Origin of the sequence: Candidatus Rhodobacter oscarellae (genome assembly GCF_001078595.1) — a bacterium.
In the GTDB taxonomy this organism is placed as follows: Bacteria; Pseudomonadota; Alphaproteobacteria; order Rhodobacterales; family Rhodobacteraceae; genus Rhodobacter_B; species Rhodobacter_B oscarellae.
Map to the genome: position 1 here is coordinate 985,383 of NZ_LFTY01000002.1, position 12,878 is coordinate 998,260.

The 12,878-nt window shown below is 65.1% G+C and carries 13 protein-coding genes; 6 read left to right on the forward strand and 7 right to left on the reverse strand.

Going from position 1 to position 12,878, the window contains the following annotated elements; all coding sequences use genetic code 11:
- Positions 1-11 precede the first annotated feature (11 nt).
- Positions 12-560: a hypothetical protein gene (locus AIOL_RS09730; RefSeq protein WP_049642801.1), complete on the reverse strand. Its 549-nt coding sequence runs from the start codon at positions 558-560 to the stop codon at positions 12-14.
- 217 nt (positions 561-777) lie between these two features.
- Positions 778-1,743: a hypothetical protein gene (locus AIOL_RS09735; RefSeq protein WP_235438953.1), complete on the reverse strand. Its 966-nt coding sequence runs from the start codon at positions 1,741-1,743 to the stop codon at positions 778-780.
- A 4-nt stretch (positions 1,744-1,747) separates the two neighbouring features.
- On the opposite strand from AIOL_RS09735, the gene AIOL_RS25875 reads away from it, so the two are divergent.
- Both AIOL_RS25875 and AIOL_RS09740 read left to right on the forward strand, forming a co-directional pair.
- Positions 1,748-1,963, forward strand: a complete 216-nt coding sequence (locus AIOL_RS25875) for a hypothetical protein (RefSeq protein WP_235438955.1) — start codon at positions 1,748-1,750, stop codon at positions 1,961-1,963.
- A gap of 82 nt (positions 1,964-2,045) precedes the next feature.
- A complete protein-coding gene (locus tag AIOL_RS09740; protein ID WP_049642803.1) occupies positions 2,046-3,248 on the forward strand; it encodes an MFS transporter in 1,203 nt (400 codons plus the stop codon).
- A gap of 184 nt (positions 3,249-3,432) precedes the next feature.
- Here the strand turns inward: AIOL_RS09740 and rsmA are convergent, their stop codons facing one another.
- Positions 3,433-4,269, reverse strand: a complete 837-nt coding sequence (gene rsmA / locus AIOL_RS09745) for a 16S rRNA (adenine(1518)-N(6)/adenine(1519)-N(6))-dimethyltransferase RsmA (protein ID WP_049642804.1) — start codon at positions 4,267-4,269, stop codon at positions 3,433-3,435.
- Positions 4,270-4,350: 81 nt separating this feature from the next.
- Between rsmA and ccmC the strand changes: the two genes are divergently transcribed.
- The 3 genes from ccmC to AIOL_RS09755 are packed head-to-tail and all read left to right on the forward strand — an operon-like array spanning position 4,351 to position 5,778.
- On the forward strand, positions 4,351-5,100 hold the full coding sequence (gene ccmC, locus AIOL_RS09750) for a heme ABC transporter permease CcmC (protein ID WP_049645364.1): 750 nt from the start codon (positions 4,351-4,353) through the stop codon (positions 5,098-5,100).
- Positions 5,097-5,252 carry a heme exporter protein CcmD gene (ccmD, locus tag AIOL_RS24365; protein WP_082152513.1) on the forward strand — a complete coding sequence of 52 codons (156 nt, stop codon included), beginning with the start codon at positions 5,097-5,099 and terminating at the stop codon, positions 5,250-5,252. The genes ccmC and ccmD overlap by 4 nt, the downstream gene beginning before the upstream one ends.
- On the forward strand, positions 5,242-5,778 hold the full coding sequence (locus tag AIOL_RS09755) for a DsbE family thiol:disulfide interchange protein (protein ID WP_235438956.1): 537 nt from the start codon (positions 5,242-5,244) through the stop codon (positions 5,776-5,778). Before ccmD ends, AIOL_RS09755 begins: the two co-directional genes overlap by 11 nt.
- Before the next feature lie 272 nt (positions 5,779-6,050).
- On the opposite strand, the gene AIOL_RS09760 is transcribed toward AIOL_RS09755, so the two are convergent.
- From AIOL_RS09760 to acnA, 3 genes are all read right to left on the reverse strand, one after another.
- A complete protein-coding gene (locus AIOL_RS09760; RefSeq protein WP_160314453.1) occupies positions 6,051-6,788 on the reverse strand; it encodes a tetratricopeptide repeat protein in 738 nt (245 codons plus the stop codon).
- Between the two features lie 425 nt (positions 6,789-7,213).
- Entirely contained in the window at positions 7,214-7,558 is a 345-nt protein-coding gene (locus AIOL_RS09765; protein ID WP_049642807.1) for a TM2 domain-containing protein, read from the reverse strand.
- 511 nt (positions 7,559-8,069) lie between these two features.
- A complete protein-coding gene (acnA, locus tag AIOL_RS09770) occupies positions 8,070-10,760 on the reverse strand; it encodes an aconitate hydratase AcnA (RefSeq protein ID WP_049642808.1) in 2,691 nt (896 codons plus the stop codon).
- 388 nt (positions 10,761-11,148) lie between these two features.
- Between acnA and AIOL_RS09775 the strand changes: the two genes are divergently transcribed.
- Positions 11,149-11,847, forward strand: a complete 699-nt coding sequence (locus AIOL_RS09775) for a DUF1223 domain-containing protein (RefSeq protein WP_082152514.1) — start codon at positions 11,149-11,151, stop codon at positions 11,845-11,847.
- A 143-nt stretch (positions 11,848-11,990) separates the two neighbouring features.
- On the opposite strand, the gene AIOL_RS09780 is transcribed toward AIOL_RS09775, so the two are convergent.
- A complete protein-coding gene (locus tag AIOL_RS09780) occupies positions 11,991-12,878 on the reverse strand; it encodes a lysophospholipid acyltransferase family protein (protein ID WP_049642810.1) in 888 nt (295 codons plus the stop codon).

Consider the following 12,878-nt stretch of genomic DNA (forward strand, 5'->3'; position numbering starts at 1 on the left):
CACTCTACCGGCTATTCGATGCCGATATAGAAGGTCGCGAACACTTCCATCGCGCTGAACTCCGCATAGGCCTCCTTGTCGTCGATCACCGGGAAGACGATCATCGCGGGGCCGAGCTTGCCGATCTCCAGCGGGCGGCCGTCGGCATGGGTGGCCAGGATGGGCTCGTGCTGCTTGATGGTGTCCCAGCTCAGCTCGGCGCTATAGCCGTCCAGCGCGGTGGGGCTGGCCAGCTTGCCTTCCGCCCCGGCGGCGGCCAGCACATCGCTGAGGCGCGGCCCGGAATAGGTGACCTCGCGGCCCGTATCCAGAAGCTTTGCCGCGATCTCGTGCTGGGACAGCCCGCTTAGCATGGCGTCATCGAAGGCGACCGCTTTGTCGTACTCAATCCCCAAGAAGCCGGACACGTTGACCGCCTCGGGTTTCAGCGGGTCGGTGTTTCCGGCGGGCAGGTCGCCGGCCACGGTCAGCAGAACGCGGCCCTGCGGCGCGGCAAGCTCGGCGGCGAAGGCCGTGGCGGCGAGGCCCAGAGACAGGAAAGTCGATAGAACCAGTCGCATGTGGTATCCCTTTCATGTGTTGAGGTTCGGCGTGGCGTTACCAATGGTTGCACAACTTAATGGTGAATAAATCGTTAACTTATCCCGCGGGTGGGAGAAAGAGGTAACCATTCCGATCTTGCCTGTGCCGGCAACGACCCCCCCAAAAAGGCAAGGCAAGGGCTATATCAGCACCATCCGAGAGGATTTCGCGATCACCGGGTCACCGCCGCATGGCTCAGCGCATCCAGAGATTGGCCTTCTTGATCTGGTTGCGGATCATCTGCTCGCGCCCGGGCAGGTGCTCGCGGTCAAACAGCGCGCGCACCTTGTGCCCCTTGCGCTGATAGACCATCTTCTTGATCGGCTCGTAGGCCTTCAGGACCTTCTTGATCTTGTTGGGCGCCGACACGGTCTCGAGTATGTCCACCACGCGGTCCGTTTCGCGGGCGTAAAGCAGCGGGAAGACGCGGTAGTGGCAGGTTACATCGCCGTCCAGAAGACCCTCTGGGATGGTCCGCCGCGCGCCGCCAAGGGAATGGATCACCAGGGGCAGGGCGATCTGGTCCAGCCAGGGGAAAAGCGCCTGTCCGATCAGCTCCTTAGGCGGGTCCTGGCGGATCGCCAGCGTGTACTCCAAAAAGCGCGCGCCGAACGCCTTCGGGCAGCTATAAAAGAACCAACCGGCGTTAAAATACATGAACCGGCGCCAGAACTCCTCGGGCTCGCTCTCGTCGATGGTGGGGGTGATATCCAGGTCGAACTTGTCGTAGAGCGCGCCCCAGATCTCGGCGTAGCCGGGGCCATATAGCTCGGGCTCGGGCCAGGTGCCCTCGCGGCGCAGCGAGGCGCAGGGGCGGTCGAAATCGAACGGCACCTGGCTCAGGGCGCCGGTCACAAGCGTGTCGGTGTCGAAGAAGACAAAGGGCTCGCCCTCGGGCAGCACCTGCAGCGCCTCGATCTTGTTGCCTGGCGGGTAGCCCTCGCCGAAATGGCGCGCCTCGAAGGGGCGGATCTCGACGTCGAGCATCTCCAGCAGGGCGCGGATCTCGGGGTTGCGGATGGTGGGGTTGTTGGGCCACTTGCCGCCCTGCTGCGGCTCGGCCAGGATCAAGCGGCCTTTGAAGCCGGGGTCAGCGTGCCGCAGGCTGGCCGCGAAGAGCACCGCCTCATATTGCAGCCGCCCGGCCTGTCCGACGATCATAACATTGAAATCTTTACTATTTTCGGGTCTCTTGGCCATGCTGCCGCTGCTCTTTGGTTTAATTGTTTCCTTTATAGACACAATTGCGCCTGCGCCGCCAGCGTTGCGCGCGGACGAACCCCACGTAAACTGCGCGCCATCATGTGTTGGTGTATTCATCCGCGAGGGCACCCCGGAATGGGCTGAGTACGCCCGCGGCGCGATCCTGCAACAAACGTAACCCGGCAATGGCTTGCCAAGTGGTGGGCTTTGCTGGATTGCTATCTGGATGAGGATGCGGGACACCCACACGAGCAGCGGATATGAGTGAGGCCGGCGCGCGCTGGCGCGCTCTGGTGCTGACCGGGCTGGCCGTGGTGCTGGCGCTGACCACCTGGTTCTCGGCCACCGCGGTGGCGCCAGAGCTGGTCGCCGCCTGGGGGCTCAGCGCGCAGCAGGCCGGGTGGCTGACAAATGCGGTGCAGCTTGGGTTCGTGGTGGGGGCGCTGGTCTCAAGCCTCCTGGCCATCGCCGATGTGGTGCCGCTGACGCGGCTGATGGCCGGGGCCGCGCTGCTCGCGGCAATTGCCAATGCCGTGCTGCTTTTTGAGCCGGGCGGCGGCGCCGCTATCGCGGCGCGATGCCTAACGGGGGTGGCCTTGGCGGCGATCTATCCGCCATCGCTCAAGTTCATCGCCACCTGGTTCCAGAAGGGGCGCGGCTTTGCCATGGGCGCCATGGTTGGGGCCTTGACCCTGGGATCCGCGCTGCCGCATCTGGTGCGCGCTGCCGGCGCAGGCGTGGATTGGCGGCTGGTCGTCGCCGTGGCCTCGCTGGCCTGCCTGGTTGCGGCGCTGATCTTTGCCTTTGCGCTGGTCGAGGGCCCGCATGGGTTCGCCAGGGCGAAAGTGGACCCGCGCCAGGTGGGCGCGATCCTGCGCAACCGCCCGGTGATGCTGGCGAATTTGGGGTATTTTGGCCACATGTGGGAGCTTTACGCGATGTGGGGCTGGTTCCTGGCCTATGCCAGCGCGGCGACCGCCCATGGCGAGTGGGGCTGGAATGCCTCCGTTCTGGTCTTCGCCGTGATCGCGATGGGGGCGCCGGGATGCGTCCTGGCGGGGTTGCTGGCGGACCGGATCGGGCGCTGCTACACCACCGCGCTGGCGATGGCGGTCTCGGGCATGTGCGCGTTGTTGATCGGGGTGTTCATCGGCGCGCCCTGGGCGTTCCTGGTCATCGCCTTGCTCTGGGGGCTGACGGTGGTGGCCGACAGCGCGCAGTTCTCGGCGGCGGTCACCGAGCTGGCGGATCAGAGCTTTGTCGGCTCGGCGCTGGCCTTCCAGATGGGCGTGGGGTTTGCGATCACGATCTTCACCATCTGGCTGGTGCCGCAGATCGCCGAGACGGTGGGCTGGCGCTGGACCTTCCTGGTGCTGGTGCCGGGGCCGATCCTGGGCGCCTGGGCGATGCTGCGCTTGCGGGCGCGTCCCGAGGCGGTGCGGATCGCGGGCGGGCTGCGCTAGAGCGGATCGCGCGCGGCCGGACCAAATCTCTTGCAAGAGATTTGCAACTTCCTTCCAAGGAAGTTGGTTGCGCGAGGATCGGTGTAACGCTTTTGAAAGATGGCGGATCGCGGGCGACGCGCGTCCAAAACTCTGAATTCAGAGTTTTGCCGATTTCTTCAAGAAATCGGCGTCGCACCAGGCATCACCGCTGCAACGCCCGCGCAAGCGCGCAGAATTGCTCTAGCGACAGCGTCTCGGCCCGCGCGGTCGGGTCGATGCCGACGCTTTCCAGGACCTCCTCGATATGCGGCGCCAACCCCTTCAGCGAGGCCCGCAGCATCTTGCGGCGCTGGTTGAAACCCGCCGCAACAACGCGCTCTAAGACTTTGGGATCGGCCGGAAAACGTGGCTCGGGCAGCGCCTCGAGATGCACCACGGCAGAGCGGACTTTCGGCGCGGGGGTGAAGGCCTCGGGCGGCAGGTCCATGACAATGCGCGGCCTGGTGCGCCACTGCGCCAAGAGCGCCAGCCGCCCATAGGCCTTGCTGCCCGGCGCGGCCACAATGCGCTGCGCCACCTCGCGCTGGAACATCAGGGTCAGGCTGCTCCAGGTGGGCGGCCAGGCGGCGGGGGTCAACCAGCGCACCAAGAGCTCGGTGCCGACGTTATAGGGCAGGTTCGCCACCACCTTGATCGGCGGCGTCAGATGCGCCAGCGGGTCGAGCTCCAGCGCGTCGCCATTCACCACCTCCAGCCTGCCGGGATAGGCGGCGGCGATCTCGGCCAGCGCCGGCAGGCAGCGCGTGTCCTTCTCGACCGCCAGCACCTTGCGCGCGCCCTCCGCCAGGAGCCCGCGGGTCAGCCCGCCGGGGCCGGGGCCGACCTCGAGCACGTCCGCGCCGCCAAGATCCCCTGCGGCGCGGGCGATCTTGGCCGTGAGGTTGAGGTCCAAAAGGAAGTTCTGCCCCAGAGACTTGCGCGCGCGCAGCTCGTGGGCGGCGATTACGTCGCGCAGCGGGGGCAGGGTGTCGATGGCCATGGGCGCCCTCGTAACGCGAATTTGCGGGGGAAGTCCACGTGCCGCATTGTTGCGGCGGTTAACTGCGATTACATGGGCGCCATGTCACTTTGGGAATACGCAAACCCGCGCAAGTTCATCGCCACGGCGGACCGGTTGATTCCGGTGCTCGCGGTGCTGGCGGGCGCCTGCCTGATCGGCGGGCTGGTTTGGGGCTTCTTCTTCACGCCGGATGATTACCGGCAGGGCTCGACGGTGAAGATCTTTTATTTGCACGTGCCCGCGGCGACGATGTCGATCGGGGCCTGGCTGATGATGCTGGTGGCCTCGCTGGTCTGGCTGATCCGGCGCCACCATGTCAGCGCCTTGGCGGCCAAGGCCGCCGCGCCGGTGGGGATCACCTTCACGCTGATCGCGCTGGTGACCGGGGCGATCTGGGGGCAGCCGATGTGGGGCACCTGGTGGGCCTGGGACCCGCGCCTGACCTCGTTTCTGATCTTCTTCCTGTTCTACCTGGGCTACGTGGCCCTATGGCAGGCCATCGAGGACCCGGACACCGCCGCCGACCTGACCTCGATGCTGTGCCTTGTGGGCTCGGTCTTCGCGGTGCTCAGCCGCTACGCGTCGCATTTCTGGAACCAGGGGCTGCACCAGGGCTCGTCGGTGTTCCGGGTCGAGGCGGTCACAAACCCCGAGGCGGTCGAGACGGTCGCGCCGATCTTTTACCGCCCCTTCGTGGTCTGCTTTGTGGGGATGTTCCTGCTGTTCGTCGCGCTGGTCCTTCTGCGCACTCGGACCGAGATCTATCGCCGCCAGTTGAATGCGCTTGAGCTGCGGGAGCGGATGGCATGATGCCGGACCTTGGGAAATACGCGGGCGCGGTCCTGTCCGCCTATGGCGTCAGCCTGGCGCTGATTCTGGGGATCGTGGTGCTGTCGGTGCTGCAGGCGCGCCGCGCCCGGCAGCGCCTGGCCGAGGCGGAGGCGCGCCGCGATGCCCGTTAAGCCGCTCATGCTGCTGCCGCCGCTGGTCTTTGCCGGCCTGGCGCTGGCCTTTTACGTTGGCATGCAGCGCACCCATCCGGACGAGCTGCCCTCGGCCTTCATTGGCAAGCCGGCGCCCGCGGTGACGGAGGCCGCGCTGCCCGGCGTGCCGGGGGTCTCGGCCGAGGCCCTCGCGGCCGGAGAGGTGCGCCTGGTGAACTTCTTTGCGTCCTGGTGCCCGCCCTGCCATGCCGAGCACCCGCGGCTGATGGCCCTGCAGGCCGAGGGCCTGGCGATCGCGGGCATCAATATGCGCGATCAAGAGGATGACGCGCTGGGGTTCCTGACCAAGGACGGCAACCCCTATGCCGGGGTGGCGTTCGATCCGCGCGGGCGCACCTCCATTGATTGGGGCGTGACGGCCCCGCCGGAGACCTTCATCATTGGCAAGGATGGCAAGGTGGCGTTCCGCTTTATCGGCCCGCTGGTCGGCACCGATTACGAAAAGCGGTTCCTGCCCGCGCTGCGGCGGGTGCTGGACGAATAGCGCCCGCCGGGCCTTAGCCCGCGAGCGACATCGTCAGGATCATCACCGTGAAGAAGCCGACCTCTAAGAGGTGAAAGGTCGGCACGTAGCGCTTCAAAGCGACGCTTATACTCGTTTTCATGTCAGCCCCCAAGTCGACGTCGCAACCCTAGCCTCTTCGCGGGGTGAGCTCAAACAACTTGCGGGTTTATAGACATTTTTTCTGCACGCTGCGGCACAATGGATGCACAATGGCGGGACCGTCTCGCATCGCGAAACGATGCGGGGCGCGTTCAGGGCTGGGCGGTCTCAAGAAAGAGCAAAAGGTCCTGGTCGTCCGGCGAATCCAGCAGGGCGGCCCGCGCCTTGGCCACCGCGCGGCGTTTCTGCCCGCTGTAGTAAAGCGCCCAGACCAGCTCGGCGGTGAGGCGCGCGTCATCGGGGGCGCGTTCAATCGCGGCGCGCACCAGCGGCAGCGCCGTGCGCCCGTCTTGCAGGAAGTTCAGCGCGCGGATGGTGAAATAGGTCACGTCCTCGTTGTCGGGGTCCTGCGCGCGGGCGGCTTGGCAGTCCGCAAGAGCGGCCTCGAACTTGCCAAGGTCCTGGCGCACCACGCAGCGCGACAGCCAGCCCTGCCAATGCGGGTCGGCCTCTAGGATTTCGGTGTAAAGCGCCTCGGCGCGGGCGCTCTCGCCCATCTCGCGATAGGTCCAGGCCAGCATGCGCTGGATGCCCGGGTCCGGGTCCAGGGCCAGCGCGGCCTCGAGATCCGCGACGCTCTGGGTGAACGCCCCAAGCTCGCGCCGCGCGATGCCGCGGTTGGTCAGGGCGAAGCTTAGAAGGGCCTTGGTTGGCGCCGTTTGGATCAGATCGGTGCAGGCCTGGATCGAGACCTCCGGCGCGGCGACGGGCTCGATCTGCACGCAGGGGTGCTGAGCTGGACCCGCTGGGCTGTCCTCGGCGGGGCTCTGCGCGAAACAGGCCATGCCGGCGCCGAGCGCGGACAAAGCCGACGCCAAGAGCAACCGCATCTGTTTGCGCGTAACCGCCATTGCGGCAAAGTCTAGCTGTCCGGGCCTAGGCCGACAAGCGCCGGGGGGCGTCCTCGACGCGATCCAGGCGGAAACGCGCGCGCATCTGACAATTGGCCATCCGCGCCCGGTTCATACCTTTTCCGGGTGTGCCTCTTTGCTTTTTAACGTGGGCAGTAAAAGAGCGCAATCTGGGCCGCCGCATGATCGGCCGACCGCAGCGTCAGGCGCTTGCGGAGGGCGTCAGGCGGCAAGCCGGGTAGAGCCCCCCAACACAGGTCTAGGCCGCCTTGGCGAGGTTGCGCCGCACGTGGTGCCGCACGCCGCCATTCTCGATCTATTCGATCTCGACCCCGGTATCGATCCGGCGTTTCAGCGTTGTCTCTTCGCTGGAGCCAAGGCCACGGCACCGACCATCGTCAACATTAACCGCCAGTATCGTCGCCGCCCATGGCTTCCAGTTCCTGACTAATGCGGGCCCTAACATCATTCTTTTGGCTTTCAACCATCCCTGGAATCAGGAAAAGGTCGACGATCACCCATATACCCACCGCAATCAGCAGGATGATTCCCACTACAATGGCGAACGTTACCCAGCCAAGTACGAACATAATAAGCATTGCTGCAGCTGAACCGGAACGCCCGAGATAAAACCTATGGATACCGAAGCCGCCAAAAAAGATCGCTAATAGATACGCAACAAGAATTGATTTGCTATCGTTTCCAACGCGTTGTTCGACTAGCATTTGTTGTTGGGTGGAAAGTGCCATTACATTACCTTTAAAGTTATTTTCGACGCCAATCTACTTTGCGTTGGATGAAGACTTATATCAACCTTTTTGGCATTCCCGGCGCAGCGTACAAGAAGGGTGGAGGCACACACACCGTTTGGATTTCGCCGCCTTGATTGGGTTCCGTCGCACGAAATGCGGCGCGCGGTCGTTTTCGACATATTGGATCTCGCAATCTGTCAGCAAGCCGTAGGGAGCGTGGCCTCACGCAGCCCTGAAAGCCCCCCAACAAACCCCAAACCCACCGCGCGGTTTGTTAACCATGGGCTTTGTCGGACAGGGTGCCATACGCAAGGCCGACACTATGCCGACGTTTCGCCGACCGGCGATTTTCCAGCAAAATAAGGTGTTAACCCATCGATTCGCGGCCCCGCGCTCGGACTCGCCGCGCGCAGGGTTTACCCCTCGGTAAGGCCCGCCGCGACCGGCGCGCGGAGCAATCCGCCTCGGCAAGGGTAGGATGGGGTTGAACCCCATCCTACGGCAAAGTCTAGGCCGCCTTGGCGAGGTTGCGCAGCACGTAATGCAGCACACCGCCATTCTCGATGTATTCGATCTCGACCCCGGTATCGATCCGGCATTTCAGCGTGATGTCATGCACCGTGCCGTCGGCCGTGGTGATCGTCGCCGGGACCTCCTGCAGCGGCTGCACGCCCTCCAGCCCGTGGATGCTGACCGTCTCGTCGCCCTTCAATCCCAAGGACTTACGGGTCACGCCGCCGGTGAACTCAAACGGGATCACGCCCATGCCCACCAGGTTGGAGCGGTGGATGCGCTCAAAGCTCTCGGCGATCACGGCCTTGACGCCAAGCAGAGCCGTGCCCTTTGCAGCCCAGTCACGGGACGAGCCCGCGCCGTATTGCTCGCCGCCGAAGACCACCAAGGGCACCCCAGCCTCCTGGAAGGCCATCGCCGCCTCATAGATCGAGGTCTGCTGCCCGTCCGGCCCAAGCGTATAGCCGCCCTCGACCCCGTCCAGCATCTCGTTCTTGATGCGGATATTGGCGAAGGTGCCGCGCATCATCACCTCGTGATTGCCCCGCCGGGAGCCGTAGGAGTTGAACTCCCGCACCGGCACCTGCCGCTCGATCAGATACTGCCCGGCGGGGGTGGTGTCCTTGAAGGAACCGGCCGGCGAGATGTGGTCGGTGGTGATCATGTCGCCCAGCAGGGCCATGATCCGCGCGCCCGTGATATCCGTTATCTCATTGGTTTCCATGGTCATTCCCTGGAAGTAGGGCGGGTTCTGCACATAGGTGGACGTCGCGGGCCAGTCATAGGTCTCTTGCTGCGGGACGCTGACGCCCTGCCATTTCTCGTCGCCGGTGAAGACCTCGGCGTATTTCTCCAGGAAGGCGGCGCGGGTCACGGTGCGCTCGACCATCTCGGCGATCTCGGCCTGGTCGGGCCAGATGTCACGCAGGTAGACGTCCTTGCCGTCCGGGGTCTGCGCGATCGGGTCGCTTGCGAGGTCGATATCCATCGTGCCCGCCAGCGCATAGGCCACCACCAGCGGCGGCGAGGCCAGGTAGTTGGCGCGCACGTCCGGCGAGATGCGCCCCTCGAAGTTGCGGTTGCCCGACAGCACCGAGGTCGCCACAAGGTCGCCCTCGGCGATGGCCTGGCTGATCTCGGGCTGCAACGGGCCAGAGTTGCCGATGCAGGTGGTGCAGCCATAGCCCACCAGGTTGAACCCAATGGCGTCCAGGTCGTCCTGCAGCTCGGCGGCCTCCAGATAGGCGCTCACGACCTGGCTGCCCGGCGCCAGCGAGGTCTTCACCCAGGGCTTGCGGGTCAGGCCAAGCGCGCGCGCCTTGCGGGCCACGATCCCGGCGCCGATCATCACATAGGGGTTCGAGGTGTTGGTGCAGGAGGTGATCGAGGCGATCACGACCTTGCCGCTCTCCATGGTGTAATCCTCGCCGGCGACGGCGACCTCTTTGCCCATCGGGCGCTTGAAGGTCTCTTCCATCTCGCGGGTAAAGGCCGCCTTGGCGCCGGTCAGCGCCACGAAGTCCTGCGGCCGCTTGGGGCCAGAGATCGCGGGCACGATGGTGCCCATGTCCAGGTGCAGCGTGTCGGTGTAGATTGGCGCGTAATCATCGCCGCGCCAGAAGCCGTTCTCTTTGGCATAGGCCTCGACCAGGGCGATGCGGTCCTCGTCGCGGCCGGTGGTGCGCAGGTAGCGCAGGGTCTCGCCATCGATGGGGAAAAAGCCGCAGGTGGCGCCGTATTCGGGCGCCATATTGGCGATGGTGGCGCGGTCCGCCAGGGGCAGGCGGTTCAGACCCTCGCCGTAGAACTCGACAAACTTGCCCACCACGCCGCGCGCGCGCAGCATCTCCACGACCTTCAGCACAAGATCGGTGCCGGTGGTGCCCTCGACCATCGAGCCGGTCAGCTCGAACCCCACGACCTCGGGGATCAGCATCGAGATCGGCTGGCCCAGCATGGCAGCCTCGGCCTCGATCCCGCCGACGCCCCAGCCCAGCACCGCGGCACCGTTGACCATGGTGGTGTGGCTGTCGGTGCCCACAAGCGTGTCGGGATAGGCCACGGTCTCGCCATTCTGGTCCTCATCGGTCCAAACGGTCTGGGAGAGGTACTCCAGGTTCACCTGGTGGCAGATGCCGGTCCCGGGGGGCACCACGCGGAAGTTGTTGAACGCCGACTGGCCCCATTTGAGGAAGGTGTAGCGCTCCATATTGCGCTCATACTCGCGGTCGACATTCATCTGGAAGGCGCGGGGGTTGCCGAACTCGTCGATCATCACCGAGTGGTCGATGACAAGGTCCACCGGGTTCAGCGGGTTGATCTTTTGCGGGTCGCCGCCCAGCGATTTGATGCCGTCGCGCATCGCCGCCAGGTCCACCACGGCGGGCACGCCGGTGAAGTCCTGCATCAGCACGCGGGCCGGGCGATAGGCAATCTCGCGCGGGTTCTTGCCGCCATTGGCGCCCCAGGTCGCGAAGGCCTTGATGTCGTCGACGCTGACCGTGCGCCCGCCATCCTCGAACCGCAGCATGTTCTCGAGCACCACCTTCAGCGCGGCGGGCAGCTTTGAGAAATCACCCAATCCGGCCGCCTGCGCGGCGGGGATCGAATAGAAGGCGATCTGGCTGCCACCTGAGGTCAGGGTCTTGCGGGTCTTTGATGTGTCCTGGCCAACAACGATTGTCATCTAGCGCTCCTTTCAAGGGGAGATAAGGCTGGGTTTCGAGGAGGGAGGGGACGCGCTATCGCGAGGGATGCCGTCTCGACCGTGCATGAATTGTATACCATTGCACACAGAATGGCAATCTCCCCGGGCTACGGCACCATGTTTAGCGTCTGCCACGCAGTGTAGCATGCGAGAAATCCGCGCGGTACTCCCCCGGCTTTGCGATTTCGAAAGCTTGAACGCATATAGAGACGGCGCGGATGGCTCGGCTTGCCCCGCGGCGCGCCGCGTGCATGCGTCAGCGATTGTTGCAACGCGGCTCGCAAAACATTGATTGGCGTGTCAGCGGGGGTTTGCTTAGGTTTGGTGGGCGGAAGGTTGCCGGTGCTGCGGAAAGGAACTGGAGTAGATGCTTAGAGGACTAATTGCTGCGGCGGTATTTGCTGTGTCGAGCTTGGGCGGTATGGCCCAGGCCGGAGAGCGTGCTGTCGTGATCGAGCTCTACACCAGCCAGGGCTGCTCGTCCTGCCCGCCCGCGGATGCGCTGCTGCATGAGCTGGCGCAGCGCGACGACGTGATCCCCCTGGCGCTGCATGTCGATTACTGGGACTATATCGGCTGGAAGGACGAATTCGCCCGGCCCGAGCATACCACGCGCCAAAAGGCCTATGCGCATGCGGCCGGACAGCGCACGATCTACACGCCGCAGATGATCGTGGGCGGGCGCGACCACGTGGTGGGCTACAAGCCGATGCGCCTGGCCGAGCTTATCGAACAGCACCGCAGCCTCGCCCAGAGCGTAGAGATAACGCTGACCCGCGACGGCGCGAACTTGACGGTCGCCGCGGTGCGAACCGCGCCGACGGGCCAAATGGTTGTGCAGCTCGTGCAATACCAGCCAAGCGCCAGCGTCAGCATCCGCCGGGGCGAAAACAAGGGCCGCACTCTGGACTACGCCAATATCGTCACCGACTGGCAGGTGCTGGACAATTGGGACGGGGCAGAGCCCCTGTCGCTGCAGGCAGAGGTCGACGCCGCCTATCCGGTGGTCGTCCTGGTGCAAGAGCCTGGGGCCGGGGCCATCCTTGCCGCCGCCCGCCTGCGTTAGGGCCCGTGGACACTCACCAGAGCGCAACGCTGTTAAATGGAGTGCCGCGGCATGGCTGCGCCATCCGCGCCACGCTTTTTTGAGCCCGGACTTGCCGTGCTACGCATCGGCTGCGTTCGGGCGGCTGGCATCCAGCTTGCAGGTCATACTGCCGCCTGAGGCGGGGTCTTCCAGCGGCGATGGATCCAAAACCACTGCTCTGGGTTTTCCTCGACCAGCCGCTCCAGGCTCTCGTTCATTGCACGGGTCATCTCTAGGGGATCGCCGGGCGGGATGGGGGCATCGACGATGATCTCAAAGCCAAAGCCGTCCGCCGCGCGGCGGCCATAGATCGGGATCGCCAGGGCGTTGTATTTCAGCGCCATCTCGGCGGCCGACAGCGCGGTATAGGCAGGCCGGCCCATGAAATCGATCGGCGCGCCATGCGCCATATGGTGGTCGGCGACCATGCCCACCATGCCGCCGCCGCGCAGGAACTTCACCATCTCGGCCAGGCCCTTGCGGGAGCGCTCGAACAGCGGCTCGCCGATCTGGCCCAGCTCGGCCACGTAGCGGTCATTGAAGTAGCCGTTCGACATCGGCATGTAGAGCCCACCCACGCGGTAGCCCTTTGCGATCAGCGCCGCGCGCGGCGCCTGGTGGTTGCCAAAATGCCCGGTGACCAGGATGACGGGTCGGTTCTCGTCCCGCGCGGCCTCAAGCGCCTGGACGCCGGCGCCCTGAAACGGCACCGCCGCCGCCCGCGCGATGAAGGCCTGGCGCGAGTAGCTCTCGATCAGCGAGCGCCCGAAATTGTTCGGCACCTGCCGGGTGAGGCGGTCGACCTCGGATGCGGGCAGCTCGGGCATCACCAGCGCAAGGTTGTCGCGGATGCGCCGCCGCCAGCCCGCCAATGGCGCCACGACAGCCGACATCACCCGGCCCACAAAGCGCACCCGCGCCCGGTAGGGCAGGGCCAGCGCCAGCCCGATCACGGCGCTAATCGCCAGGTTCTGCAGGTATTCCGGGGCCCCGCGCCGTTTGGTGACCAT

Coding starts and splice junctions, on each gene's coding strand:
- AIOL_RS09760 (WP_160314453.1), bottom strand. CDS start 6,788: ATGCGGTTGCTCTTGGCGTCGGCTTTGTCCGCGCTCGGCGCCGGCATG.
- AIOL_RS09730 (WP_049642801.1), bottom strand. CDS start 560: ATGCGACTGGTTCTATCGACTTTCCTGTCTCTGGGCCTCGCCGCCACG.
- acnA (WP_049642808.1), bottom strand. CDS start 10,760: ATGACAATCGTTGTTGGCCAGGACACATCAAAGACCCGCAAGACCCTG.
- AIOL_RS09740 (WP_049642803.1), top strand. CDS start 2,046: ATGAGTGAGGCCGGCGCGCGCTGGCGCGCTCTGGTGCTGACCGGGCTG.
- ccmC (WP_049645364.1), top strand. CDS start 4,351: ATGTCACTTTGGGAATACGCAAACCCGCGCAAGTTCATCGCCACGGCG.
- ccmD (WP_082152513.1), top strand. CDS start 5,097: ATGATGCCGGACCTTGGGAAATACGCGGGCGCGGTCCTGTCCGCCTAT.
- AIOL_RS09775 (WP_082152514.1), top strand. CDS start 11,149: ATGCTTAGAGGACTAATTGCTGCGGCGGTATTTGCTGTGTCGAGCTTG.
- AIOL_RS09755 (WP_235438956.1), top strand. CDS start 5,242: ATGCCCGTTAAGCCGCTCATGCTGCTGCCGCCGCTGGTCTTTGCCGGC.
- rsmA (WP_049642804.1), bottom strand. CDS start 4,269: ATGGCCATCGACACCCTGCCCCCGCTGCGCGACGTAATCGCCGCCCAC.
- AIOL_RS09780 (WP_049642810.1), bottom strand. CDS start 12,878: ATGGTCACCAAACGGCGCGGGGCCCCGGAATACCTGCAGAACCTGGCG.
- AIOL_RS09735 (WP_235438953.1), bottom strand. CDS start 1,743: ATGATCGTCGGACAGGCCGGGCGGCTGCAATATGAGGCGGTGCTCTTC.
- AIOL_RS09765 (WP_049642807.1), bottom strand. CDS start 7,558: ATGGCACTTTCCACCCAACAACAAATGCTAGTCGAACAACGCGTTGGA.